We start from the raw sequence: 26,626 nt of genomic DNA on the forward strand, positions 1-26,626 counted from the left end.
AGTTATTTAATATTATTGACTAATAGTAACTTCCAGCCTCCTTTCTTCCAGCTTCCTGCCTTTTTAATATTTATATCTCAGGAATTATTAACAGCCTTCCATTTCAATAATGTCATACCCTTTTGATTCTATGGATTTTTTTATTTCAGGAGTCGCTTCCTCCATATGGCATAAGCTGCACTCTTTGGCTGTAAGAGCCTGCCCCTGCTGTCCCTTTTGAGCCAGATAATCCTGCCCGTGTTCAAAAATAATTTTTGTATCGCTGATATGATCCGGAACCAGAATGTCAAAATGCATTAGTGTTCCATCTTTTTTAGTAACGTAAGTATCCCAAACTGCAATTTTCATTTTAAATTTTTTTTATGATTAATAAGAAGGCAGAAACAGCACGTATGAGTTTAAAATGCAAAAGAGTTAGCTGTTCCTGCCTGTATTTATTTTACCTTATAGGGCAGGGAAAGGTTCTTTGAAAGCACGCTATATACATTATAAACGCCCAGCATTGGTTTGTCCATCGACATTCCGCCTTCCGGAGCAGATACTTCCATATAACAGGCAACAGCATCATAATTGAAGGCTACCTTATTATTGATCCGGTAGGCCGGGACGGAAACGCGGATCGCATTATTTTGGGTAACTACCGGAAATCCCGGTGAATCCATATACATAGGCATATCCGGAGCCGTCGCAGGTTTCGTTACTTTGTCTGCTTTTTTGTACTCCTTTACCGAAAGACCGCCTTTTACCCTTTTATCTTCCAACAGAACCACCCAGTGAGGATGCCATACAATCCCGTCGTTGTCAAACTTTCCGTCTGCATTTTCATCCCAGAGCGGGCTGTCATCAAAATCCGGATGTGAGGTTAATGCAAGCGCTACAATACCTTCCGTAGGATTAAAACCCACATCTTCAGGTTTAAGCGTTGTCGGGAAAAGATACCCCAGCACAGGAGCCATATCCAGTTTACCCACAGGTTTTGGAACCGTTTTACCGGCCTGACCTTCAACAGTGATTTCAAATTCAAGGGTTCCGTATTTTTTGTTGTGCGTTACCTGTGCCGATTTGATTTTGAAATCTTTTGACTCTTCATATTGCTGGCATTTGTCGCAGGCATAAGCTGCAACGAAAGAAACAATGGCCACAAGTGTTAAAAATTTTTTCTTCATTTTTCCGATGTTTAATAATGAATAGTTCGAATAGAAGCTGATGTTTCAGTCTTTTTAATTTTTAACCTCTTCAAGGGAAGCTCCGAAATTAATATGGAGCACATTACCCTGCGGAGTTATCAGTGCCGGAACGGATTTAACCCCCAGTTTTTCCGCTTTCTCAATACTTTCCGGATTGTCTCCAAGATGAATGATCTCTACATTGTCCGATCCGATAAGTTTAACGATGTCATGTTCTGCACTGATGCATACAGGACAGCCTGCGTGATAGAAAATTGATTTAGTCATAATTCAATGGTATTTTATTTAAGCATTATTGCTATGACAAATGTAGTTAGGATTACTAACTAAATAGACTGGACTATTGGGATATAAAAATACTGGAGGGGTTGGGAGAGGGCAGGTATGGAGAAAGTTATGAGTTATGAGTTATGAATTTACCACTCCAATGGTATTACTCATTACCCATTGTTTATTACCCATAAAAAAGCCCCGGAAGAAATTCCAGGGCCAATATTACTTATTGCTTATTGCCGATTACTCATCAGCAACAGCTCTTATCCCAAATACGGGTATTTGTAATCTTTAGGAGAAACAAAAGTTTCCTTGATACTTCTTACAGACGTCCATCTCAGAAGGTTCATTTTAGAACCAGCTTTGTCATTGGTTCCGGAAGCTCTACCGCCACCGAAAGGCTGCTGTCCGACAACGGCACCAGTCGGTTTGTCATTGATATAGAAGTTTCCTGAAGCGTTTTCTAAAGCTTTGAATGCCTCATTGATTGCGTAACGGTCTTGTGCAAAAACAGAACCTGTCAGTGAATACGGAGAAGTGGAATCTACCAGTTTCAGTGTTTCTTTCCAATCCTGATCTTCATATACATAAACCGATAGGATAGGGCCGAAGATCTCTTCTACCATACTTTCGTAATGAGGATTTGTAGTTTCAATTACCGTTGGGTGTACAAACCATCCTTTAGAATCGTCTGTTTTTCCACCGATTGCTATTTCAGCCTCACCGGAAGCAGTTGCTCTGTCGATAAATCCTTTACATTTTTCGAAAGAATTTTTGTCGATTACCGCGTTCACGAAGTTAGACGGATCTTCAGGAGAACCCACTTTAATGGAGTTGATCTGAGTTTCCATTACTTTCTTCACATCAGCCCAAAGAGATTTAGGTATGTATGCTCTTGAAGCTGCAGAACATTTCTGTCCCTGGTATTCGAAAGAACCTCTTACCAAAGCAGTAGCTACAGCCTCTACATTAGAAGAAGGGTGAGCGATCACGAAGTCTTTTCCTCCGGTTTCACCTACAATTCTAGGGTACGTTCTGTAGTTGTGGATATTATCACCAATCATTTTCCACATTCCCTGGAATACTTTCGTAGACCCTGTAAAGTGAAGACCGGCGAAATCACGGTGTGCCAATACTTTCTCAGCAGTTTCTTTTCCATCTGTGAAAACCATGTTGATAACCCCCGCAGGAAGACCCGCTTCGATTAATACATCCATGATTACTTTTGCAGAATATACCTGCTTATCAGAAGGCTTCCAAACCACTACGTTTCCAAGCATTGCCATACACGTAGGTAAGTTTCCTGAAATCGCTGTAAAGTTGAAAGGAGTTACTGCAAAACAGAATCCTTCCAATGGTCTGTACTCTACACGGTTCCAGATTCCGCTGTCGGAAACCGGCTGCTCAGAGTACATTTCCGTCATGAATTCTACGTTGAATCTCAAGAAATCGATAAACTCACACGCTGCATCAATTTCAGTCTGGTGTACATTTTTAGACTGCCCGATCATTGTTGCTGCATTGATCACGTCTCTGTAAGGTCCGGCCAAAAGATCAGCCGCCTTTAAGAAAATAGCTGCACGCTGTTCCCAGCCCAGTTCGTTCCATTCTTTTTTAGCTGCCAGAGCCGCGTTGATGGCGTCATCTACATGCTGCATGGTACCTTTATAGTAAAACCCGAAATCATGAGCATGATCCTGAGGAGACTGAAGCTGAACCTTCTCGTCAGTTTTCACTTCTTTTCCATTGATGACCATTGGAATTTCTGTTTTCTCTGCCCACATCTTTTTGTAGGTAGCGATAAGGCTTTTAACTTCTGGAGATCCCGGTACATAAGAATTTACCGGCTCGTTTACTGCAAATGGTACTTGCGAAATTGCTTTTGACATATTATGTTGTATTATTTTAAAATTGATAAATATGTTGGTATACAAATTTACAATAATTAACGCAAAGAAAAAAAATCACGCTTCTTTATACAATGAAATTTGTCATAGGCTTATAGTTAAAAAATATCTTTTTTAATCAACAGAAAATGATAGATCCCGGCATTTTATTAGCCTGATTTTTTAGAATTATCGTGAAGGGGTCACGGTTTAGAATACTTAAATAAATGAAATACTAACTCTTCCAGCAGTTAGATGATATCTCTGAACAGCTTGTTTCAAGATAAAGAAACAGAATAATTTATAGAAGGACTTCAATAACTTCCATCTTCGTGCTCCCATCTTCCAGCCCTCCTACATTTTCTCATTTTCCAGAATTTTCAGCACCAGTTTTTCCTCTTGGGTAAGGCTGGCTTTTCCATCATTGTCTTCAATATGTTCCAGCTCATCGAGATATTTTTTGATCGTATTGTTTTCATAAAGATTGATCACGAGGGGATGAACGTAGTATTTTCTGCAGACTGTGCTGGTATTTCCAAGATGTTCGGCAACAATATCCAGTGCTTCTTTAACCTTCTTTTTATATTGGGTATTATTTTCTGCGTAGCCAATTTCTTTAAAAGCAATCAGAGCGCTCACGGTTCCCGACCATGTTCTGAAATCTTTAGCTGTAAAATCTTCACCGCTGATTTCTTTAATATACTCATTTACCATCCCGGAATCCACAGAATGGCGGTTACCTTCATCATCAAAATACTGGAAAAGTTCTTTTCCCGGAATATCCTTGCATTTCTGGACAAGCCGCGAAAGTCTTCTGCTTTTAAGATCAATACTGTGCATAATGCCTTTCTTTCCCTTAAATGAAAAGCTGATCTTCTGGCCGTTGATTTTTACATGCTTATCTTTCAGAGTCGTTAAACCAAAGGAACCGTACAGCTTCTCATAGGCGTTATTGCCGATGCGGATATTGGTACGCTGCATCAGACTGACAATGAGGGCCAGGATTTTTCTCTTTTCAAAATTTCTTAAAGCAAGATCCTGTTCCACATGAAGCCTGATATCGGGCAGTGCATACCCGAACTGAAGCATTCTGTAAAATTTGGTGTGGTTTCTGAGTGCGCTCCATAAAGGATGGTAGCGGTACTGTTTTCTTTTTTTTACATCAAAACCTGTAGCCTGAAGGTGGCCGTTGTCCAGTGCACAGATCCATACATTTTCCCATGCAGGAGGAATCACCAGCTTGTTGATTCTTGTGATTTCCTCTTTATCTTTCAGCTTTTCACCGTCTTTATAATAAGAATACTTTTTTCCGGTTTTCTTGCGCGTAATCCCGGCCGTTTCCGCATCGGTGGTATATACAAGATGTACCGCCTTTGCGGAGGCTTCGGGATCCTTCATAATCTTCACAATTTTTGAAGGCTTAAGGTGGGAAATGATGTTCAGGTCCGTATTCTTCTCCATAGAAAATGGTTAAGAGTTTTTACCCTTCGAAAAGATCAGAAAAAGGATGACTACCACTGCAACGACTAGAATAATTCCCCACCACATTCCTGCCTTAAAAATGGTTTCTATTGCTTCACAGCTCGTAAGCGTTAACAATGTGAAGATGGTCATACTGTATAAGGTCAACTTTCTCATGATATAATATTTTGATGTGTTTCAGACTCTCTGGTGATCCGGCCGCCATTTTTTGATGGACTGCTTGATCATGTCTCCGGAGATATTTTCGTGAATTGCTTTGTGCAAAAGATCCCTGAATTCATCATCATACGCGAATCTTAATGCGGCGATCTGGTCGAATCTTAGCTTATCAGCAACTTCATCAGACCTTTGTCCAAAGATTTCAAAATATCTCTGTTTAAATTCTATCCTTACCATACGGTTTTGGAGTCCCAGCGCATAATGCTGTCTGAGCATAACAGCGAGGTAGAACAGGAGAAATATCACGATAGAAAATAAAATCCATGTCAGCTGATGTTCAGCATCATCCCAGATTTTGTAAATCCCATAAATTTCCAGTAGAATTAATAACGGAAGATATACGAAATGATGGGGCGGATAAAATTTCCTGTGATTTTTATAATTCTGCTCGTTCATACCATAGGTAGTAACAATAATCTTTCCAAATTTGTATATTTTTGATAATAATTCTGTTTTTGTGGTATCTGTTTGTGGAATAATGGTTAATATTAAGAGTTGTTTTTAATTAATCATAAAATCATTTCAAGAAATATAAATACTGTTTGTATAAGTGAACAATAAATAAGAAAATCTCAATTAGTGATCATTCGTGCTAAACATTTGTGCTATTCGTGTTTAAAAATATCTGTTGGTTTTTCGCAAAGGCGCAAGGCTCTATTTAAATTGTGTTTTTAAGGCGCAAGAAAATCGAAGATTTTCAGCCAGGAGGATGGCAATGATGATGAGATTGCTTCGTCGCTTCGCTTCTCGCAATGACGGCGGTACTCAATTTTATCGGAGATAAAATCTTTGCGCCATAAAACGTGTTTTTGTCATAAAATTTGCGTCCTTTGCGAAAACCAGCAAACAAAATTTCCAAAACAAAGGTTTAACAGTTCATAACGAAACATAATAGGCACAAACCTATCTGCTCTATCTGCAAAATCAACGAGACTTTAAAATTTAAAGCAACAACTTAAAAAAAGCTTTTCCAATACTTAAACAAAAAACATCCCTGCCTAAAGAAAAAATAACAAATCATTAACTAAAATACCCTCCGGAATTCATTTTTAAACCTCAATTTTTTTGTAACTTTCGGTGTTTAAAAATGAAAAGAATGACCTCAAAGGAAAAAGTTGCTGCACTTCGTGAAGAAATGCAGAAAAATAATGTTGATGCATTTATAGTATATTCTGCAGATCCGCATATGAGTGAGTATCTGCCGGAAGAATGGCAGGAAAGGGCATGGCTTTCCGGATTTCTGGGTTCTGCCGGTTTTGTGGTAATCACGAAAAACAAAGCAGGGCTTTGGACGGACGGAAGATACTTTACCCAGGCAGCTCTTGAACTCGAAAACTCAGGAATTGACCTTTTTAAAGATGGAATTGAAGGAACTCCCAATTATATAGACTGGATCATCTCCGAAATTCCGGCAGAAGGAAAAGTGGCCGTTAATGCAATAGCAACTTCAAATGCCAACTGGGAACTGCTTACTCAAAAATTTCAGGCTAAAAATATCGTTTTACAAGATCTTCCGTTATTAAAAGAGATCTGGAAAGACAGAGGAACCCCTTCTAAAAATCCAATTTATACCCAGCCTGTAGAAAGAGCAGGAAAATCGGTTACTGATAAGTTGGGAGCTATCCGCCAGAAAATGGAAGATCAGGAAGCTACCGTTCACGTGATCTCAAGTCTGGATGACGTAGCCTGGACATCGAACCTAAGAGGAAGCGATGTACAGAGCAACCCAGTATTCCTGGGATATATTGTGATCACTAAAAACGATGCCGTTCTTTTTACGGATCTTGAAAAGCTGGAAGTAGAGGCAAGAAAACAAATGGATGATTCCTTTGTGAAAATGATGCCTTACGAAGAATTTTATAACTACCTGAAAACATTTAAAAACGAAAAAGTACTGGTTTCTCCGAACAGCAACCAGATGATCTTTGAAACGTTAAAAGAAGACAACCAGTTTCTGAAAGCTGCAGTGCCGGGGAACCTGATGAAAGCTCAGAAAAATGAAACAGAGCTGGAAGGATTCAGAACGGTTATGGTGAGAGACGGTGTGGCTATGGTAAAATTCCTTTACTGGCTGACCCACAATGCAGGAAAAGAAGCCATGAATGAATATTCTATCGGTGAAAAGCTGAGAGGTTTCCGTGCAGAAGGAGAAAACTTCGTAGGAGAGAGTTTCGGCAGTATCGTTGGTTACAAAGATAACGGGGCCATCATGCATTATTCAGCAAAAAGCGAAGGCAGCAAAGAAGTTACCAATGATGCCAGCATTCTGGTAGATTCAGGAGGTCAGTATCTGGAAGGAACTACCGATATTACAAGAACATTTGCATTGGGAACGGTTTCTGATGAATTCAAAAGAAATTCTACCCTGGTTCTTCAGGGATTAATCCGGTTATCGAGAGTAAAATTCCCGAAAGGAACCAAAGGAGTTCACCTGGATGCTATCGCAAGACTTCCGCTTTGGATGGAAGGGAAAGATTTCAATCATGGAACCGGTCACGGCGTGGGAAGTTTCATGAATGTACATGAAGGTCCTCAAAGCATCAGAAAAGATATGAATCCTCAGGATCTTCTTCCGGGAATGGTATGTTCCAACGAACCGGGATATTATCTGGAAGGAGAATACGGAATCCGTCATGAAAACCTGATCGCTGTAAAAGAAGCGGAAAAAACAATTCACGGAACATTCTATGAATTTGAAACCTTAACATTCTGCCCGTTCTTTAAAGATACCATTGTAAAAGAAATCCTTTCACAGGAAGAAATTACATGGCTGAACGATTATCACAGAACCTGTGAGGAAAAAATAGGTCCTTACCTGGAAGGAGAGGTTAAGGAGTGGTTCCTGGAGCTGGTAAGTCCACTTTAAAGAGTTAAGAGTTAAGAGTTAAGAGTTAAAAATTAATAGTTGAGAAAACGGGTCTAAAATACGAACCCCTGAACTTTAAACTCTAAACCTTGAACTTTAAACCAAACCTTGAACATTTATAATTGTTAGATAAATTTTTGATGCCCTGCGGATTTCTCTGCGGGGCTTTTTCATTGCTGCCACCGTATTTTTACGGATATATTTTTAGGGATTCCCCTGACAGAAGAGAATGCAGACTGATCTATATTTGCATCAGTAACAAACAAGACATCATTCATAACTTCATATACACTTTAGTAAATTCAAAGCAGGTAAAACCATTTCGTTCTGAAGTGGTTTTATTTTTTATCAAAAATTTTATGAATTAATGGATGCGGCCGGATTGGCTTCAGGAATCTTAATGGATCAAAACAATATCAGGGAAACTTTAAATGTTGTATTACGCTCTGATTTGTTTAATTTCGCTAAAAACTAACCATACAGGATTTTGAATAAGCAAGAAAAAACTTTTGTGGTTACTGTTTTTTCTCCCACAGATTTTGCAGATGACACAGATTTTAAAATATTGAGATAAGTGGAAGAAGTAAGAGTAATTGAGAGAACCTAAGATTTTTCCAGCTATATTCTTTAAGCAAAGCTCAGCTTAATATTCTTAAAAACTTAAAGGATCTTAATGGTTTAATTTTTTTATTTCCTGCAGATGTGGCTGATGAAGCAGATTTTTATAATTTGAAAAGATGATACAAGACTATTTCCGAAGCTTTAATATATTCTCCGAAAATGAGATCAGCGATTTTCTACAGCTTTTTGAAGCCAGGAAAGTGTATAAAAATGATTTTTTCGTACAGGAAGGTGAAAATTGTAAAGAGATTGCCTTTATCGTTTCCGGAATTTTCCGCTCATATTATATAGCAGATGAAGGAAAAGATATCACCTACTGTTTCAGATTTCCCAATCAGCTTATGGCGGGGTATTCATCATTTATTTCAGACTGTCCGAGCAGGGAAAATATGCAGGCTATCACTGATGCAGACCTTTTGATCTTAAAAAAAGAAGCCGCAGATGAGCTGGTGAAAGATGATCTGAACTGGACCAAATTTTTAAAGAAAATTGCCGAACAGGAATATCTTGAACTTGAAAAAAGATTTTTCCAGCTTCAACGTGACAGTGCTGCCCGGCGGTATGAAATTCTGGTAGAAACCCAGCCGGATTATGTTCAAAAGATTCCCCTGCAATACCTTGCTTCTTATCTGGGCATTACACAAAGACATCTCAGCAGGATCAGGAAAGAAATTATCCTGTAAATCAGAATATATTTTAGAAGGGCATACAGAAAAAACGACGGAATCTTTTTAACCGTTTTAGACATTTGTCCTACACATGAATTGCATGGCTCTATAATTTTGTAAAAAAAATATATGGAGCATAATATTCTGGTCGTTGGTGGAAACGGTCTTGTAGGAAAAACAATTATACGGATCCTGAAATCCAGAAACCCACAGGTAAATGTTTTCATCGGCGGCAGAAAAGGAGGGGAAACGGACCATCATCTGAAAATTGACGTCACAAATCCTTCGACTTTTCAGGTAATTGATGATAAAAAAATCAGTCTGATTATCCTTTCTGTTAATGACAAATCCGATCATATTCTTCAGTTTGCAATAGAAAACGGTATTGATTATTTAGACATCACAAAACCGACTCCCGATCTTGTGCGAGCTTATGATATGGCTAAAAACACTAATGTTAAGAGTCGAATTGTATTCAGCTCAGGATGGATGGGAGGCATCGTCAATGGATTGGCAAAAACACTGGCCGCCGGAAGCTCCGACATTCAGGAAGTAAAGCTTTTTGTGTATTATTCCGTGAAAGACCTTGCAGGGGAAAGTTCAGCCCATTTTATGGCGGAGAATGTGGCAAAACCATTTATCCGCTATGAAGATGATCAGCAGGTCTCTGTGAAACATTTTTTGGATTCTGAGAAGTTTGATTTTTCTTTTGGAATTGGCAGCAGACAAGCTTATAATTTTGATGTTCCTGATTTATATATTTTAAATCAAATTGAAAAAGTACCTACTGTAAGTGTTAAGATGACTTATAACTCTAAATTCATTACATGGCTTTTAAGTGCATTTCAAAAGATCAGGCTTTTTAATATTCTGTCATTGAAAGAAAGGAGAATGATTTTCGGGTCCAGTGGAACAGGAGATCAGAGTGTATTCGAGATCATTGTAAAAACAAAGGACGGGGTTGAAAAGTTGAGTTTACAGAGTACTGAAGGACAGGCGGAATTAACAGCACTTTCTGCGGTTTTGCATACGGAAGAACTGCTGAAAAGTATACATGATAACAAAATTTATTTCAGCCATCAGCTGCATCAGCCTTTTTCATTACTGGAAAAGCTTAAAGCATACGAAACAATTCATATAAAATCATCAAGATGAAAAAAATAGCCATTATCAACGGTCATCCCAATAAAGATTCCTTCAACTTTGGAATAGCAAAAGCCTATAAAGATGGAGCCTTACAGGTGGGCAATGAAGTAAAAGAAATCACAATAGCTGACCTTAATTTTGATCCTGTCCTTCATTTTGGATATCAGAAAAGAATGGAGCTGGAACCGGATCTTTTGAAAGCATGGGAAATCATCCAATGGGCAGATCATCTGGTCTGGATTCATCCGGTGTGGTGGGGCGGAATGCCTGCGCCTATGAAAGGTTTCCTTGACCGGCTTTTTCTCCCGGGATTTGCCTATCGTTACAGAGAAAATTCAATCTGGTGGGACAAACTTCTTAAAGGTAAAACCGCACATATCATCACAACCCTGGATCAGCCTGGATGGTATTACCGGTTGTTTTACGGCAGGCCAAGCGTTAATCAACTGAGAAAATCAACGCTGGAATTCTGTGGTGTCAAGCCTGTGAAAGTAACTTATATCGGAATCATAAGAAATTCTACTGAAGCGCAGCGTGAAAAATGGCTTCAAAAGGTGAAAGAGCTTGGTAAACGGCAGAAATAACCCGTCATTACGAGGAATGAAATGGCGAAGCAATCTTATAATTGTGAGTATGATCTCGCGCAGATCTTAATGATTAGGCAGATTTTTTTTAAACGAATGACACTAATGTTTTGCACAAATGATCACTAATCCGAGATGGTTTTAATAAGGACATCGGAATTAAATTTTATCAGAGATAAAATCTTTGCGCCTTAAAAAGATTATGTGAAGTAAATAAAAATCTTGCGCCTTTGCGATATCCCAACAATAGATGAATACAAATCTAAAAAGTTCAATCACAGCAATAGACAATCTGTATAAAAACCATCCATAAAAATTAGCACGAAAAAGCGTAAATTTGCCGCATGAATAACGATACGATTTGCGCACTGGCTACAGCCAATGGAGTAGGGGCTTTAGGGATTATCAGAGTTTCCGGGAACAATGCTTTACCGGTTGTCCAGAAGAGTTTTCCGGCAAAAAATCTGGAGAAACAGAAATCCCACACCATTCATTATGGTTATTTTATGGACGGTGAAGAAGCTGTGGATGAGGTGATGCTTTCTATTTTCCTGGCTCCGAAAAGCTTTACGACAGAAAATTCTGTGGAGATCGCTTTTCATGGCTCACCGCATATCGGTAAACGTATTCTGGAAACCCTGATCAAAAATGGGGCGAGAATGGCTAAGGCCGGGGAATTTACCCTTCGTGCCTTCATTAACGGAAGAATAGATCTTTCGCAGGCAGAAGCTATTGCGGATGTGATTGCGTCAGAAAATGAAGCTTCGAGAAAAGTAGCCATCAATCAACTGAAAGGTGGAATAACCAATGAAATTTCATTATTGAGAACCGATCTTCTGAATTTTGTTTCCCTGATTGAACTTGAACTGGATTTTGCTGAGGAAGATGTGGAATTTGCTGACAGAACGGCTCTGAATGGACTTCTGGATAAAATTGAACTGAAATTAGATTCTCTTATCGACAGTTTCCAATATGGAAATGCCATTAAAAACGGAACAGCCGTTGCCATCATCGGAAAACCGAACGCGGGGAAATCCACCCTGCTAAATGCACTGCTGAAAGAAGAAAGAGCGATTGTCAGTAATATTGCGGGAACCACAAGAGATACGATTGAAGAGGTGCTGCATATCAAAGGCCACGCATTCCGTTTGATTGATACGGCGGGACTTCGTGAAACGGTTGATGAGATTGAAGCGATCGGAGTAAAAAAAGCTAAAGAAAAGGTAGAGAATGCCAATATCCTGGTATATCTTGCCGATGCAGCTACAGAAGACTATTCAGAAGATATTGAGATGATCAGATCCCTTCAGAGAGACGATCTGAAACTCATCATCTGTGCCACAAAAATAGATGAAGTACTGCCTCCGAAATATGAAGCAGTAGAAGATATTTTCAGAAAAGAAATCGATCAGGACTTCGATTTTATCAGAATTTCCGCAGTAGAACACCAAAATATTCAGGATCTTAAAAATGAACTGTCTTCTTATGTTGAGCAGTTGAAATCCCAGGAAAGCAACGTCATCATTACCAATCAAAGACACTTTGAAGCCCTTCAGAAATCTCTGGATGCTACCCATAAAGTAAAAGAAGCCATTTCCTTCCAGATCTCTACAGAACTTCTGGCTTATGAACTGAGAAACGCCCTGGAACATCTTGGTGAGATTTCCGGTGAAGTAACGAATGATGAGGTGCTGGGGAATATTTTTTCGAAGTTTTGTATCGGCAAATAACCCGTATAACTCGCTTGAAATCAATGATTTACGTTGAAATAATGAAATTCAGGAAATATCCAGTAAAGCGCTATTTTACAGCGCTTTACGTATTTTAAATAAAGAAATTAACGTTATAAATCATTTGAATTTGTCCCCAGTTTTGTCCCCAAATTCTAACCTAAAAACTTCAAGATTTTACAGGTTAATTCACTGCACTTAATAAACACTATCATATTATAAATAAGCTAATTATTATTTATTTAAATATAATTTTCCAGAATTTTTACCAGCTTTTTCAAATAATCTATTGAAGAACAATAATTAGTCTATTCTTCACTTTGAACAATTTATTTTATGCATTTAAAGGTTAATTTACTGTACTTAATGAGCCTAATTACTTTGTAAATTGATTAATAACGATCAAAACTTGATTTCTAAGATTCTCATCCATTTTTTATGATTCTCTTTGAGGGAGTTTAGTTAGCCTATTTTAGATTTTGGACAAATTATTGCATTCATATACAAACATTTACAATTATTTGTTTTCAAAATATTACAACTAATAGAGTAAAAAGCAATGAGTACAAATATTCATATATTAAAAACATGCGAATATTGTGGATCAGAATTTGAGGCCAAAACCACTGTAACAAGGTTTTGTAGCCAAAGATGTAGAACAAGAATGTATAAGAAACATAATAAATATTCATTTCCAACTATAGAAAATCAGACTTTATGTTATCCTACAATGTCAACTTACTCTCCCTTTGATTGCCTTACAGTAAAAGAAGCTTCCCATCTTATAGGCTGTGTTCCAAGTACGATTTATGATATGATAAAAAAAGGGAAGTTATCTTATATCAATTTCAATCAAAGAAAAATTAGAGTTTTTAAAAAAGAAATTGAAAAGATATTATATGGAAGCAAAACAGGGATACAACCATTTATATTTAGAGATGTAGATACAAAAGCAAAAGAATGTTGGACAATTAATGAAATAATTAATTTATATAAAATATCTGCCAGCTCCCTGTACAATAAATTGAAAATATATAATATAATTAAAGTAAAGAAGGGAAAATCTGTATATGTATCTAAAGAAATTATACGAAGGTTATTCAATACAGTTATTAAAAATAATAATTAATATAGTTAATTTCATTTTATCAAAAGGACAACAAAGGACAAATTAGGCTTTTCAAAGACATAATTTAAAACTAAACAGAGTTTATAATATTTTTGTAGATAACTCTAAAACAGAATATTATGACACTTATTAAATTACGTAAAAAGCCAGCAGCTAAAAATACTGTTAGGCTTTATTTAGATGCTTATCCTCCTATCTATGATCCAATAACGGGAAAATCACAGCGAAAGTTTTATTTAAAACTTTTTCTGTATCGCATGCCTCAATCACAACTTGAAAAAAAACATAATGACCAAACATTATTCCTGGCAGAGAATTTAAGAGTAAAAATGATGCTTGAAGTATATAATAACAGAATTAGTAAAAAATTACGAATGAGTATATTATCAGGGAATTACTAATCATCTGAGACTTTTCAAGCAATAAGTATCTATTATTATGGATACACACTACGAAATGTTATGGGTTAATCCCATACTCAATCATTTAGTTAACAACCTTTCATGTTAAAAAACATTGATATGAGTTCTAACATTGAAACCATAAGAATATGCCAATATTGTGGCAAGGAATTTATCGCAAAAACAACTGTCACAAGATACTGCAGCCATACTTGTAATAAAAAGGCATATAAAGCAGCGTTAAAAACAAAAAAGATAGAAAAAAGTAACATAGACACTCAACTTTTTAAAGAATCCTCTATAGATACTATAAATAACTCTGCTTTTCTAACCGTTAAAGAATCAGCCTGCTTATTGAAATGTAGTAAGCAAATGATATATGATCTAGTTAATTCGGGTCGTTTAAAATCAATAAAGCTATCAGTAAGAAGCACCAGAATTAGTAGAATAGAAATTGACAATCTTTTTAAGATTAATATTCGAAGAGACAAAGAGAATTAGAAGTCGAAATAAACTGTAATTGTAAAATGTCTTTTGACTGTTTAAACTATTTGTTAATGATAAAAATAAACGGCGATGACAAGGGTAACACTAAGACAAAAGCCCATAAGTAATGGACAAGAATCTCATTATTTGGAAATCTATCCTCCCATAGCACATCCAATAACAGGAGACCTTAAGAGAAAGTATTTTCTACATTTACATACCTATGTGAATCCTAAAAATAATGTAGAAAAACAACATAACATTGAAACTTTGAAATTGGTGGAATATAGAAAAGCCGAACGTTTAATAGATATTCAAAATAAAAATTATGATTTTTTAATCAAAAAAAGGATAGCCAATTTTACAGAATTCTTTCAAGCTGAAGCAAACAAACGACCAGATTCATACAATTGGCAAATGGCCGTAAAGTATTTTCAGAAATTTTGTGGAAAAAATTTACCTTTTAAAGAGCTTGACTGTTCTATATGTGAACAATTTAAAAATTTTATGCTGTCTAATCCATCAGTGGGTCAAGACAAAAGAAAAATCAGTCTTAATACTGCGTCATCATATTTTGATAAATTTAGAAATACTATTAAGAACGCTTTTATTAATAAATATATTTTCAAAGATTTCAGTAATGTAGTCAAAGGAATAAAATTGGAAGAAACTCATAGATGTTTCCTTTTTTTAAATGAGCTACAAAGTATGGCCGACGCAAAATGTGAATCACAATTAGTTAAGAAAGCTGGCTTATTTTCTGCATTAACTGGTTTTCGTTTTTCCGATATTAAAAAGCTTGTATGGGGTGAAATACAAGGCTTTAAGGGTAGTTATTATATTTTATACAAACAAAGTAAAACTGGAAACGCAGAATACTACCCCATATCAGATAAAACATTAGAAATATTGGGATCTCCGAAAGAGAATAATGAAAAAGTTTTTGAAGGAATTAAGTATGATGATGTCATTAAGTTTCTCAAACCATGGCTAAAGAATGCCGGCATCAACAAATACTTTACGTTTCATGGCTTTCGACATACATTTGCTACATTACAACTTGCATCAGGCACATCCATTTATACAATTTCTAAACTTTTGGGTCATAGAAATCTTAAGACAACAGAAATTTATGCTAAAATAATAGATTCCGTTGCCAGAGAAGCGTCATTAAAAATTAAGTTAAATTTTGATTAAAACCTGAATAATAAGATATAGTAATTTTTTCCACTTTTTTACCATAGTGGTAGATTAAAGTATTATTATCAGAAAATATATATTTCCGCACCTCTATAAAACTGCTATTTAAGTCTAATTTATATTATCTTAGGCCAAGTAATAAAAAGTCAATTGATTTTGATCTTTTGCTTAATAAGTACTTGGTTGAAGATTTTTAAGGATACTCTATGCTTAGATATTTATTATGACAATGATCTGTAACAATTTAATAATGCTGACTTCTTAGATCTGAATTAATTTTCTTAATAATAGCCCCTTATTCAAATTACGGTTTACCATAATTTGCTGATATACTGTTTTTCTTATATTTGTTTAAATAGCCATTTTTTGATTTTATAACTGATACTTGAATAAGTATTTTGTACAAAATCAATTTTATATTCTATAAGTGAGTTGAATCGTTAGGAATATAAATAACTGGCTATTAAAAATATTACTGATAACTATGATTGGCTATTATATATTTAGTATAGCTGTAAAAAACAAATAAATGAAAATAAACTGTATCCATTTACAAAACTTCAGAAAGCTACAATCTTGTAAAATAGATTTTTCTGAAAAAGAAACAATTTTTGTGGGAGCAAATAATAGTGGTAAAACAACTGCTATGGATGCGTTGATGATTTTCCTTAAAACCAAAAGTTTCAAACCCCAGGATTTTACACTCTGCCATTGGAAAAGTTTAAACGAAGTTGGAGAAAACTGGATTAAAGCAAATGAACTGAAAGAAGGAGATAAGTCTACAAAACTATTAGAACAATATCTACCAGTACTGGATTTATGGATTGAAGTTGAAAATTCGGAGCTTCATTATGTAAGTCATATAATTCCTACCTTGGATTGGAGAGGAGGTTTATTAGGCATAAGGCTACGATTTGAACCTAAAGATATGGATGAATTAATAAAAGAATTCATAACTCTTCATAATAAATCAAACAAGCTATCACAAGAAAAAGGAAAAGACTTCAAACTATGGCCAAAAACATTTTGGGATTTTTGTGAACGCAAACTTAATGCTCATTTCACAATCAAAACTTATCTGCTTGATCCTGATAAGTATGATGAAAAACAAGAATTGTTAGATAATAATATAGCATTAGATGGAGATGTTTTGAAGGGGCTAATAAAAATAGACATTATTAATGCTCAACGAGGATTCAGTGATGCAAATTCTGAAACCGTAGAGAGTAATAATAACAGGAATTTATCTTCACAATTAAGAGCTTATTATGATAAGCATCTTAATCCAACATTGGAACCAACCGAAAAAGATATAGATGCATTAGAGTCAATCAATAAAGCTCAGGATGATTTTGATAAGAATCTAAAAGAAAGCTTTAAGACATCTCTTTCGGAACTTGAAGGGTTAAATTACCCTGGCTTTGGAAATCCTCAAATTCAATTATCTACTAAAGTTTCAACTTCTAATGGTCTCCAACATGATTCAGCAGTGAAGTATTACCTCGACAAAGATTTATCATTGCCAGAAAAGTATAATGGCTTAGGATATCAAAATCTTATATCAATCATCTTTAAATTAATAAGGTTTAGAGATGAATGGATGAGGATTGGCAAAAATGCAATTACTGATGATGAAGTTATAGAACCATTACATCTAGTCTTAATTGAAGAACCAGAAGCTCACTTACATGCCCAAGTCCAACAGGTTTTCATTAAAAAAGCTTATGAAGTACTGCGAAACAATAAAAATTTAGGTGGAGAAAAAGACTTTACAACACAATTAGTTATTAGTACTCATTCCAGTTACATCGCTCACCAAAAATTTGAAAGCTTAAGATATTTTAAAAGAAATAATTCTTTAGCTCTTCCTACATCAGAAGTGATTAGTCTAAAATCAGTTTTTGGCGAAAAAGATAAAGAGACAGAAAAATTTGTGATTCGATACCTGAATACAACACATAACGATTTGTTTTTTGCCGATGCCGTTATTTTAGTAGAAGGCCCAGCCGAACGAATTCTTGTACCACACTTTATAAAGAATGAAAATTCATTATTAGACCATTGTTACGTTACAATTTTAGAAATAGGAGGAAGTCATGCGCACAGACTAAAATGTCTCATTGAAAAATTAGGTTTGATCTGTTTGGTAATTACTGATATTGATTCCATTAATCCAAATGACAATGGAAAGAAATGTCAGCCTGAATCGGGAAAGAATTATAAAACCAATAATGACACCCTCAAAACTTGGCATCCGCAAAAAGAACTGTTAGACGAATTGTTGAATTTAAGCTCAGAGGATAAAATAAAAAAAGATTTGCCAATTAGAATAGCTTATCAAAAACCGATCAAATTTGAAAATGGAGATAACAAAATCATTGTATATCCCTACACATTTGAAGATGCATTGGTCATTGAGAATAAGCATAGTTTTAAAGCTATTACTAATGCTACAGGTCTTTTGAAAAAAATGGTAGAAGCTTCTAAGAAAGAGGATTTAAAAGAGTTAGTAAAAGAAACATACACAATCATTAACGACAAACAAGCTAAAAAAGCAGAGTTTGCTTTAGACGTTTTATATTTTGAAGATCCAAAAAAAGTAAAAACTCCTTCTTATATAAAAGAAGGATTAGACTGGATTGAAGAACAATTAAAAAGTAACAAACAAGGACTAATAAACTAAACATAAATCTAATGGCTGAATATACTAATGAAATAGATACTCCAGTTGATGATGTGATTTATGAAAGTATTAAACCGTCATCACCCCAAAGCTTTTTCCTTTTTGCAGGAGCAGGTTCAGGCAAAACGAGAACACTTGTAAATGTATTGGCTCGTTTTAAAGAGGAGTTTGGACAGGAATATAAATTAAGAAATAAAAGAATTGCAATCATAACATATACTAACGCAGCTGCCAATGAAATCACTCATAGGTTGGAATATAGTTCAATATTTAATATTAGTACGATTCATAGTTTTTGTTGGGAATTAATAAAGAGTTTTACGCCTGATATCAAAACCTGGATAAAGAGCAATTTGGTTGTTGAAATAGCTGAATTGCAAGGACAACAATCCAAAAGTAGAGACACAAGTAACAAGACATCTATAGGCAGAGCTAAAAAAATAGAATCCAAAAATAGAAGGCTTGCATCATTGGAAACGATTCAAAAGTTCATTTATAATCCAAATGGGGATAATCTAACGAAAGATTCTTTAAATCATACTGAAGTAATTTCTATTACTGCTGATTTTATTAAATCAAAAGACTTGTTCAAAAAAATACTAATAAGCAGATACCCTGTTATCCTTATAGACGAAAGTCAGGATACCAAAAAGGAACTAATCGATGCATTATTTGAACTTCAAAGTCAATATGAAGAAAGACTTTCGTTGGGATTGTTTGGAGACACAATGCAAAGAATTTATGCAGACGGAAGAGAAAATTTGGGAATAGGATTACCAGAAAAATGGGTTAAGCCTGCAAAAAAAATGAATCATCGTTCGAAATCAAGAATAATTGATCTTATAAATAAAATCAGAGAAGATATAGATGGTCAGGAACAATTCCCCCGTATTGAAAATAAAGGTGGGATTGCTAGATTCTTTGCTGTTGCTCGTACAAAAGATAAGTTTGAAACAGAAGAACAGATTCGTCAGAAAATGTATGAAGCAACAAAAGATGATAAATGGAATGGGAATGATTCTGAAGTTATGACTTTAACATTAGAGCATCATATGGCTGCAAGTAGAATGGGATTCTTCAACTTTTTCGCGCCTCTTTATGGTGTTGATAAATTAAAAACAAGTTTGTTAGACGGATCTTCATCTTCGGTTAATTTATTTACGAAAATAGTTTTGCCTTTACATAAGGCTCATATTAAGAAGAATAAATTCGAGATTGCTAATATCGTAAAACAGCATTCTCATTTAATAGATAAGCATACATTACAAAATGATGATAATAAATTACAATTATTGCATATCGTAAATAATAAAGTCAACGAATTATTATCTTTCTGGAATGAAGATAATCATCCCACATTACTCGAGATACTCAAAAAAATACAAGAAACCAATTTGTTTAAAATTCCACCGGTATTAAAAGTGGTTTTGAAAAGAGTTAATGTTGATTCAGATGTTGAGATTGAAGATGATGAAACAACGGAGGAGGATGAGGTTTTGACAGCTTGGGAAGAAGCATTGAAAGCAAATTTTGCCGAGATTATAAAGTATAATGAATATATCAACGAAGAGTCGAAATTTGGAACGCATCAAGGTGTTAAAGGATTAGAGTTTGAACGCGTAATGGTTATTATCGATGATGAAGAGTCTAAAGGCTTTATGTTTAGCTATGATAAATTATTTGGTTTAAAACCACTAACTTCCACAGACAAAAAAAATATAGATGAAGGTAAAGAAACAGGAATAGAGCGAACGATGCGATTATTTTATGTAGCTTGTAGTAGAGCTAAAGAAAGCTTAGCAGTAGTTGGTTACACAGATTTACCTGAAGGATTAAAGAAAAATATCATTAGTAATGAGTGGTTTAGCGATGATGAGGTAGAAATTATTATCTAAAAGAGTCAATTTATAATATGAGCACAGAAGCATTATATGCCAAATATGATCTCCTACTTCCTTCAAAATTTAATGGAGGCTATTTGATTATTGCTCTTTATGAGAAAATTAAAAACCGCGAGATCGAAGAATACTTTACGCAAAAAGAAATCAATGAAATCCTGGCAGATATAAAAGATGAATTTAATCGGGAGCCAATCCGTCCATGGAACAACATTAAAGATAACCTGTTCCATTACTTCCTGCGAAGTCATCCAGACGAACCCTGGAAATACTACCTGACAGGGTATGCTAAAGATTTAATAGATTTAATAATAGGTAAATTAGAAAATTCATATAAGAGCCACCCACTCAAAAAAGACGTTCAAGATACTTTTACTATACATCATAATGAGATCAACACGATTGAAGAACTCACGAGAAAGTTTGGCAGATTATTTATCCAGGGCTCGAAGAAAATCATTGATGACCATTTAGAAGCTTTGGAAGATGAATTACGAGAGGCATATAAAGAGCTAAACGATATTCTTCGTAGGGAAGATGTGCAAAGTGCCACTTCTTTAGTACAAGCATTTACCATTGTCTTTAAAAAGTTCGGAGAAAGAGCTGAAGATATCACAGAAGCTATCATTTCCAAAGATAAATTCCTGGGCGATCTGCAAAATGTGGTTGATCAGTTTTATAGAAAAATGGAAGACGATGGAAAATTCAATACAGATAATGTACCAAAAAGTAAAAGTGATTGGGAAAAGGCGCGTGAGATTTATGCAGATATCCGGGACTTTTTTAATTTAGTAGATCGTAAGGTATACATTATTCGTAGGCAAATTAACCACGCCAGTGAGAAACTGACAGAACTCCAGGAGCAATTTTCTGTCAGAGCCTTTTTTCGGCTACAAATAAAAAAACTGCATAGAACAATTTTGGAAAGTTCGGAATATACAACCAATGGTATTAAGTTCAGCAACAATTTCCCCTTAAAGCAATTGGTATATGAGCCTGTTCGAATGCTTTATCCAGTATATTACGAATTTGAACCTCCTAAACCTAATATTGTTATAAACGTTGAGGTCGATGAAATATACGAACGAGATGAAAAGGAGAAGATAGCAAAGGATATTAACCGCCAGCAGGTCATCAATCAATGGGTTGATAAAGCAAAAGATATTTTGGAAAGCCAAAAATCCCTTTTAGTAAGTGAGTTGATGACCCGGATCATAGAGGAAGAAAAAGATCTCTCTATCGCTTACCAGGTCGCTTCCCGCATAACAGCTTACGCTTCGGAGAATATCCATATTTTGATCGATGTAGAACAAAAGATCATCACCTTATCACAGCAAAATCTATCCCTATGGAAAACGAGAATTATGAAATAAACGACTATTCTTTTCTGATGGAGGAAAGTGTTGAAAAGCATTTTGCCGACATCAATATTCTATTGTTGTCGGGAAAACATATCGATCACAAGTATTACGCAGAATATACTGTATTGGAAAGCTATGAATTGCAGTGGAAAAATTTTTATAACAGCCTGTACCGGATTGATCTCGTTGCCGATATTTTTGATAGAAGCCGGTATTATTATCTCGATTTCACAGAAAATGGGAAAGGAAAGCTAGGCGATGCGAGCCGGAACAAAGAGCTAACCGAGTTACAAACACTTATTGGACTTACGCTTTTGGATATGTATTACCAAAAGTATTTTGACGAAGAAAAAATCATCTATTGGAACGAGATCAAAACACAAATATTAGAAAGCGACCATCAGGATGCGTACAAACGGATATTGTTCAATGATATCAGAGAATCTTACGACGAGAAAGAATGGAATGAAGTACATACAAAGTTCAGTAAAACCATGGAAAATTTTGATAAGTTGGGTTGGGTAGAAAAACAATCGGGAAGGAATGAAGATCTGGTTTTTGAAATAAGACCCGCTATTCACCGTTTAGCCAAGCTGTATGAGAAGGAGCTTCAGGGTTTTGAATCGTTTAGCCAACAACTTAAAAATGATGAAGCATGAATTATCCAAGAATTTACTCCTTATCTACGGTAGGTATTCTTAAGCACTATATACACGATTACCTTTTTCATCCGACGAGAACTGATTTTGTGGGTTCCAATGGCGTCGGAAAATCCATTATTGCAGACTTACTACAAATGATTTTTGTGTATGACAAAGGTCTGATTGAATTTGGGACTGATGGTGTGAAAAAAGAAGAACGACAAATTAATACACTTCCCTATAAGACTAAATGTGCCTACTGCTTCCTGAATATTGAAGTTGATGACGGAAAATTTATCACTGTTGGAATACAGATAAACAGTCAGAAGGGTAAACGAATTATTCCTTTTGTTATTACGAAACAGGCTGATATAAGTCTGAAGATAAATGAATTGGCTATTGGTAAGGAAGAACTGATATTCTCCAGAGATCTAATAAAAGAAAAAGATGATGGGGAAAAAGAAATTTTAGATATACAAAATTTAGCAAAATTTATTTACGAAAAAAAGAAGTTTATGTTAAACTTCTTTAGTAACAATGAATCGGTCAATACCTATTACAAATTTCTTTATGACAAAAACATATTACCGCTCAACCTTAATCAGGATAAGAATTTAAAAGCTTTTGCAAAAGTGATACAATCTTTTTCCAAAGCCAAAACATTAAATTTAAGCGGCAATCAGGCGTCAAGAAATTTAAAAGAATTTCTTTTTGAGGAATCAGATGAAGATATTCTCTCCAACTTTCAAAAAGAGCAAGCGGAACTTGAAAAAATTTTGCGGGAGTATGAAAGCCTGAATACAGACATACAAAATTTATCCAATAAACAAAAAAGACTAATCCACTTACGAGGATTAGAGCAGTCGCATAAAGCAAAGTTTAAATTGTTTAAAGAGGCGGAATTGCAAAACGCTCATATAGGACTAACACAATTGCAGGAAGCAGAATCAAAGGGAAATAATTTGATAAAAGTTCAGCAAGACGAACTTGATGATCTTACAGAAATTATCCGGAATTTTCCAATGGAAGAAAAAACTGTAATAAACGGTTATAATGAAGCAGATGAAAATTGTAATAGGTTCAACCGCTATCAGGAATTAGCCAACAGCATAGAAAAATTGGGTAGAGACATCGATGAGCTTAAAATGTTTATACTTCCCAAGTTAGCTGATAGCTGGGGAAATGATGTGCAAAGAATTGATATTTCAAGCAGGAACAATCACGATATAAAAAATGAAATTGCATTAGCGAAACCTTATCTGGATAAGTATAAAACGCTTGAAAAAATTCTTCAAACTAGAGCAGAACAATCGGATGTTTTAGATGAATTAAGATCATCTTTAAAAAAGGAAAAAGCAACCAAAGAAAAACTATTATCGCTATTACAGAAAAATGAAGAAAATGGGCTTTTAGATTGGTATATCAAGAATTTTCCAGTATTAAATAATGAACAGTTACAAACCGTTTTACATTATGCAACCACACCTATTACGGAAATTGCTAACCCGGATGATTCTTCTCGGTATATTAATCCAGATGAATTGATTAATGATTTTAAAGCGACTTCTTCCGAGAAAGGTATTTGGCTGAAAATGGGCGCATTAAACGAGTTCATACAGTTTAATCCAGATGCATCACTAATAGGAAACAGAACAAACCTGGAAAAATCTATAGGACAATTAATTCAAAAACTCATTACAGAAATCGAAGTTATTGATAATAAGCTGAAAGCATTGGTCAACATTTCAGATGCAAAGCCTTATGATACCACCTTTTTTAATTATTCCTTTGATCTGTCTATTGTTGAAAATAGCAATATCGAAAAATTAAAAAATGCAGTAGCCTGTATTCTACAAATTCATGAAAAAACAACCCAATACCTGTCACAAAAAACAACAGAGGAACAAGAATTACAGGAAATTAAAAACCAATTCAATATAACATATAATGAACCTCAATTTGTTAGAAAAGAGTTATTGAAGCTTCGGAAAGTGTGGAGCGATAAGAAAGATAAATTTTATGAACTTAAAGGGGCTAAGCAAAATCAACAAAAGTCTCTGGAAAAAGAGCTGGAACGTAGCAAACAAGATGTGCAAATCATTATCAGTGATCTGAAAGGAGCACAAACTAAGTTTAACACGCTCAATAGCTCTTACTACAACAATTTTCAGAAAAACCTAACATTCTTTATATCTACTCTTCAGAACCTTGATGAATTGGAAGCCGATTCCAATAAATCATGGGAAGATTATAAAACAACATTTATTGGCGTTTCCAACTCATTTGAGGAAACCAGCAATGAAAAAAACCCAGCAGTACAGCTTTCGATTATAGATCGGGATTTTTCATTCAGGGCTTTGGAAGAGGCTTTATTAGGTAGTAAAATAAAATCCACCGACGACATTACCACCGCTTTATATGAAGCCAACCAGACCCGAACCATCATAGCCAACGGTATCCGGGATAATATGGTTAAAATATTCAGTAAAACAACTGAACGATATGATAAATATGAGGATCAGGTAAAAAGAATAAACGCGTTCTTTGTCGATCGAAAGATTAGTGACAAATTTTATTTTAACCTCAAATTTGATGACAACAAAGAAATAAAGATAAGCCATATTAAACAGATCGCCCATGAAGTCCGAAATACGGCTACCAAGGGAGAATTGCAATTCGGACAATCTATAGTTGATTTTATTGAAGAATTTTTCAAAAAGCTGGCAAAGATCAAAGACAAGATTCCTATTGATAAACTGCTCAATCCTAAGACATACTTCGAATTATCTGCCAAGCTTACCGATCAGTTCGGAACAGAGGTGCCAGGTAGTACAGGAGAGACCTACTCAGCCATTGCATTACTTGGTATTGCAAGACTTTCAGCGGTGCAAAAGGAAAAAAGAAACGGATTAAGATTTATTATTTTGGAAGAATTGGGAAGCCTTGACAATATTAATTTTAATACTTTTCCTGCCATTGCAGAAGAATTTAAGTACCAGATTATAACCATGGCACCCCACACCTTCAATATCGGATTGTCGGACGAATGGTATGCACATCATCTGATCAAAGGAAAAGAGGAGGATAATATCAATTCTTACCCCTCAGCCTCCTACTTCAAAACAAATGACAGTAATGAAGATTTGAACATATACCTAAACAATATTACGAAATGAACTGGATTGAGTTAAGAGCCTTAAACAGTATATACGCAAATGGTGAGGTAAAGCTGAATGATACTTTGGTAAAAAGTGGGGAAATCAATTTTCTGATCAATTCTCTTAGTGTACTTGATACCTCACACAATAAGCTCTTTTGTTTAAATGGTTTTACGGACATATACGAAAAAGATTATTTGGAACAATACAATCACTATGAAACTTTTTTATCAGATAATGAATTGTTAAAACCACAACTTCGTTTCGAAGAATCGGATATTAAAATATTGATAGGGATAAAAGAAGATATGGAAACGGGCAATTTATTGCCACTAAGAGAACAGATAATTAAAAAAGAGGCAACGGTAAGAATTGTCTCACTTATGTTTTTTAAAAATGAAAAATATCTATTAGGAAAAGAAGCTTTAATCAATGCTGTAAAGAAACTTTTGCAAATTGAAGAGTTGGCCGATGATAAAGATCTTCAATACAAATACGTGCTAGAATGTAGCGCCCCCCAATGCATAGTACTCTGTGAAAATATCGATTTTTTAAAGCGTCCTACATTGGCCAGAGCCAACCAGATAGAGCTATGGTATGCAGGAGGTAAAAATGTTACCAAGTTGGATTATGCAAATACAAGAGGACTACCCATCTATTACTCCTGTGATTGGGATTATGATGGCTTGTATGTAATTTACCCTTTAGTGAAAGAGAAAATCCCCAGCATCCAATTACTTACTCCCAATGGATCTCCGAAAGGGATTGAAGAAACAGAACATAATAGTAAATGGGAAAATATCAAAAATAAAAATATAGACACTGTGTTAACTCCTGAACAATTGAGCATTATGAATGATTTAATCCGATGCAATCAATGGATAATAGAAGAATCAAATGATTTAATAGATATGATGAGAAAATAAATAGCTTTATTTTATGTCATTCAAAATACTGTAGCTACTTATTTTTCAAGATTCAAATTTGTTCTTAAAAATCATACAGGA

General features: G+C 35.1%; 22 protein-coding genes. 15 read left to right on the forward strand and 7 right to left on the reverse strand.

The window, feature by feature from the left end:
• Positions 1–87: 87 nt before the first annotated feature.
• The 7 genes from JET18_RS05200 to JET18_RS05230 all read right to left on the reverse strand — a co-directional run bounded on the left by JET18_RS05200 (position 88) and on the right by JET18_RS05230 (position 5,443).
• Positions 88–348, reverse strand: a complete 261-nt coding sequence (locus JET18_RS05200; RefSeq protein WP_202089553.1) for a DUF2024 family protein — start codon at positions 346–348, stop codon at positions 88–90.
• An 86-nt stretch (positions 349–434) separates the two neighbouring features.
• On the reverse strand, positions 435–1,166 hold the full coding sequence (locus tag JET18_RS05205; protein ID WP_202089554.1) for a hypothetical protein: 732 nt from the start codon (positions 1,164–1,166) through the stop codon (positions 435–437).
• Between the two features lie 54 nt (positions 1,167–1,220).
• Entirely contained in the window at positions 1,221–1,454 is a 234-nt protein-coding gene (locus JET18_RS05210) for a thioredoxin domain-containing protein (protein ID WP_202089555.1), read from the reverse strand.
• A gap of 269 nt (positions 1,455–1,723) precedes the next feature.
• On the reverse strand, positions 1,724–3,349 hold the full coding sequence (gene pruA / locus JET18_RS05215) for an L-glutamate gamma-semialdehyde dehydrogenase (protein WP_202089556.1): 1,626 nt from the start codon (positions 3,347–3,349) through the stop codon (positions 1,724–1,726).
• A 351-nt stretch (positions 3,350–3,700) separates the two neighbouring features.
• Positions 3,701–4,807 (reverse strand): DNA topoisomerase IB, encoded by a 1,107-nt coding sequence (locus JET18_RS05220; protein WP_202089557.1) that lies wholly within the window; start codon positions 4,805–4,807, stop codon positions 3,701–3,703.
• A 9-nt stretch (positions 4,808–4,816) separates the two neighbouring features.
• Positions 4,817–4,984, reverse strand: coding sequence for a phosphatidate cytidylyltransferase (locus JET18_RS05225; RefSeq protein ID WP_080779953.1), 168 nt, complete (start codon positions 4,982–4,984; stop codon positions 4,817–4,819).
• A 21-nt stretch (positions 4,985–5,005) separates the two neighbouring features.
• Positions 5,006–5,443: a DUF6526 family protein gene (locus tag JET18_RS05230; RefSeq protein ID WP_202089558.1), complete on the reverse strand. Its 438-nt coding sequence runs from the start codon at positions 5,441–5,443 to the stop codon at positions 5,006–5,008.
• 700 nt (positions 5,444–6,143) lie between these two features.
• Here JET18_RS05230 and JET18_RS05235 point away from each other — a divergent pair.
• The 15 genes from JET18_RS05235 to JET18_RS05305 all read left to right on the forward strand — a co-directional run bounded on the left by JET18_RS05235 (position 6,144) and on the right by JET18_RS05305 (position 26,545).
• Entirely contained in the window at positions 6,144–7,913 is a 1,770-nt protein-coding gene (locus JET18_RS05235; RefSeq protein WP_202089559.1) for an aminopeptidase P family protein, read from the forward strand.
• Between the two features lie 737 nt (positions 7,914–8,650).
• The gene (locus JET18_RS05240) at positions 8,651–9,217 is read left to right on the forward strand and encodes a Crp/Fnr family transcriptional regulator (protein ID WP_202089560.1); all 567 of its coding nucleotides are present in this window, start codon (positions 8,651–8,653) and stop codon (positions 9,215–9,217) included.
• Positions 9,218–9,331: 114 nt separating this feature from the next.
• Entirely contained in the window at positions 9,332–10,357 is a 1,026-nt protein-coding gene (locus JET18_RS05245; RefSeq protein ID WP_202089561.1) for a saccharopine dehydrogenase family protein, read from the forward strand.
• Positions 10,354–10,932: an NAD(P)H-dependent oxidoreductase gene (locus JET18_RS05250; protein ID WP_202089562.1), complete on the forward strand. Its 579-nt coding sequence runs from the start codon at positions 10,354–10,356 to the stop codon at positions 10,930–10,932. The genes JET18_RS05245 and JET18_RS05250 overlap by 4 nt, the downstream gene beginning before the upstream one ends.
• Positions 10,933–11,276: 344 nt before the next feature.
• Positions 11,277–12,662, forward strand: coding sequence for a tRNA uridine-5-carboxymethylaminomethyl(34) synthesis GTPase MnmE (mnmE, locus tag JET18_RS05255; protein WP_202089563.1), 1,386 nt, complete (start codon positions 11,277–11,279; stop codon positions 12,660–12,662).
• Positions 12,663–13,221: 559 nt separating this feature from the next.
• Positions 13,222–13,791: a helix-turn-helix domain-containing protein gene (locus tag JET18_RS05260; protein WP_202089564.1), complete on the forward strand. Its 570-nt coding sequence runs from the start codon at positions 13,222–13,224 to the stop codon at positions 13,789–13,791.
• 119 nt (positions 13,792–13,910) lie between these two features.
• Positions 13,911–14,192 carry a hypothetical protein gene (locus tag JET18_RS05265; protein ID WP_202089565.1) on the forward strand — a complete coding sequence of 94 codons (282 nt, stop codon included), beginning with the start codon at positions 13,911–13,913 and terminating at the stop codon, positions 14,190–14,192.
• 120 nt (positions 14,193–14,312) lie between these two features.
• Entirely contained in the window at positions 14,313–14,693 is a 381-nt protein-coding gene (locus tag JET18_RS05270; protein ID WP_202089566.1) for a helix-turn-helix transcriptional regulator, read from the forward strand.
• A 75-nt stretch (positions 14,694–14,768) separates the two neighbouring features.
• Positions 14,769–15,875, forward strand: coding sequence for a site-specific integrase (locus JET18_RS05275; protein ID WP_202089567.1), 1,107 nt, complete (start codon positions 14,769–14,771; stop codon positions 15,873–15,875).
• Between the two features lie 532 nt (positions 15,876–16,407).
• On the forward strand, positions 16,408–18,561 hold the full coding sequence (locus JET18_RS05280) for an ATP-dependent endonuclease (RefSeq protein ID WP_202089568.1): 2,154 nt from the start codon (positions 16,408–16,410) through the stop codon (positions 18,559–18,561).
• Between the two features lie 11 nt (positions 18,562–18,572).
• Positions 18,573–20,456, forward strand: coding sequence for a UvrD-helicase domain-containing protein (locus tag JET18_RS05285; RefSeq protein WP_202089569.1), 1,884 nt, complete (start codon positions 18,573–18,575; stop codon positions 20,454–20,456).
• Positions 20,457–20,473: 17 nt separating this feature from the next.
• On the forward strand, positions 20,474–21,832 hold the full coding sequence (locus JET18_RS05290) for a hypothetical protein (RefSeq protein WP_202089570.1): 1,359 nt from the start codon (positions 20,474–20,476) through the stop codon (positions 21,830–21,832).
• Positions 21,808–22,479: a condensin complex protein MksE gene (locus JET18_RS05295; RefSeq protein ID WP_202089571.1), complete on the forward strand. Its 672-nt coding sequence runs from the start codon at positions 21,808–21,810 to the stop codon at positions 22,477–22,479. The genes JET18_RS05290 and JET18_RS05295 overlap by 25 nt, the downstream gene beginning before the upstream one ends.
• Positions 22,476–25,637: an ATP-binding protein gene (locus tag JET18_RS05300; protein WP_202089572.1), complete on the forward strand. Its 3,162-nt coding sequence runs from the start codon at positions 22,476–22,478 to the stop codon at positions 25,635–25,637. Before JET18_RS05295 ends, JET18_RS05300 begins: the two co-directional genes overlap by 4 nt.
• Positions 25,634–26,545, forward strand: coding sequence for a hypothetical protein (locus tag JET18_RS05305; RefSeq protein WP_202089573.1), 912 nt, complete (start codon positions 25,634–25,636; stop codon positions 26,543–26,545). Before JET18_RS05300 ends, JET18_RS05305 begins: the two co-directional genes overlap by 4 nt.
• The last annotated feature ends 81 nt before the right edge of the window (positions 26,546–26,626 follow it).

Source organism: Chryseobacterium endalhagicum, from assembly GCF_016745235.1.
Classification (GTDB): domain Bacteria; phylum Bacteroidota; class Bacteroidia; order Flavobacteriales; family Weeksellaceae; genus Chryseobacterium; species Chryseobacterium endalhagicum.

Excerpts from the sequence above, each read along its gene's own strand:
- JET18_RS05200 (WP_202089553.1), bottom strand. The coding sequence starts at position 348 with ATGAAAATTGCAGTTTGGGATACTTACGTTACTAAAAAAGATGGAACA.
- JET18_RS05205 (WP_202089554.1), bottom strand. The coding sequence starts at position 1,166 with ATGAAGAAAAAATTTTTAACACTTGTGGCCATTGTTTCTTTCGTTGCA.
- JET18_RS05210 (WP_202089555.1), bottom strand. The coding sequence starts at position 1,454 with ATGACTAAATCAATTTTCTATCACGCAGGCTGTCCTGTATGCATCAGT.
- pruA (WP_202089556.1), bottom strand. The coding sequence starts at position 3,349 with ATGTCAAAAGCAATTTCGCAAGTACCATTTGCAGTAAACGAGCCGGTA.
- JET18_RS05220 (WP_202089557.1), bottom strand. The coding sequence starts at position 4,807 with ATGGAGAAGAATACGGACCTGAACATCATTTCCCACCTTAAGCCTTCA.
- JET18_RS05225 (WP_080779953.1), bottom strand. The coding sequence starts at position 4,984 with ATGAGAAAGTTGACCTTATACAGTATGACCATCTTCACATTGTTAACG.
- JET18_RS05230 (WP_202089558.1), bottom strand. The coding sequence starts at position 5,443 with ATGAACGAGCAGAATTATAAAAATCACAGGAAATTTTATCCGCCCCAT.
- JET18_RS05235 (WP_202089559.1), top strand. The coding sequence starts at position 6,144 with ATGACCTCAAAGGAAAAAGTTGCTGCACTTCGTGAAGAAATGCAGAAA.
- JET18_RS05240 (WP_202089560.1), top strand. The coding sequence starts at position 8,651 with ATGATACAAGACTATTTCCGAAGCTTTAATATATTCTCCGAAAATGAG.
- JET18_RS05245 (WP_202089561.1), top strand. The coding sequence starts at position 9,332 with ATGGAGCATAATATTCTGGTCGTTGGTGGAAACGGTCTTGTAGGAAAA.
- JET18_RS05250 (WP_202089562.1), top strand. The coding sequence starts at position 10,354 with ATGAAAAAAATAGCCATTATCAACGGTCATCCCAATAAAGATTCCTTC.
- mnmE (WP_202089563.1), top strand. The coding sequence starts at position 11,277 with ATGAATAACGATACGATTTGCGCACTGGCTACAGCCAATGGAGTAGGG.
- JET18_RS05260 (WP_202089564.1), top strand. The coding sequence starts at position 13,222 with ATGAGTACAAATATTCATATATTAAAAACATGCGAATATTGTGGATCA.
- JET18_RS05265 (WP_202089565.1), top strand. The coding sequence starts at position 13,911 with ATGACACTTATTAAATTACGTAAAAAGCCAGCAGCTAAAAATACTGTT.
- JET18_RS05270 (WP_202089566.1), top strand. The coding sequence starts at position 14,313 with ATGAGTTCTAACATTGAAACCATAAGAATATGCCAATATTGTGGCAAG.
- JET18_RS05275 (WP_202089567.1), top strand. The coding sequence starts at position 14,769 with ATGACAAGGGTAACACTAAGACAAAAGCCCATAAGTAATGGACAAGAA.
- JET18_RS05280 (WP_202089568.1), top strand. The coding sequence starts at position 16,408 with ATGAAAATAAACTGTATCCATTTACAAAACTTCAGAAAGCTACAATCT.
- JET18_RS05285 (WP_202089569.1), top strand. The coding sequence starts at position 18,573 with ATGGCTGAATATACTAATGAAATAGATACTCCAGTTGATGATGTGATT.
- JET18_RS05290 (WP_202089570.1), top strand. The coding sequence starts at position 20,474 with ATGAGCACAGAAGCATTATATGCCAAATATGATCTCCTACTTCCTTCA.
- JET18_RS05295 (WP_202089571.1), top strand. The coding sequence starts at position 21,808 with ATGGAAAACGAGAATTATGAAATAAACGACTATTCTTTTCTGATGGAG.
- JET18_RS05300 (WP_202089572.1), top strand. The coding sequence starts at position 22,476 with ATGAATTATCCAAGAATTTACTCCTTATCTACGGTAGGTATTCTTAAG.
- JET18_RS05305 (WP_202089573.1), top strand. The coding sequence starts at position 25,634 with ATGAACTGGATTGAGTTAAGAGCCTTAAACAGTATATACGCAAATGGT.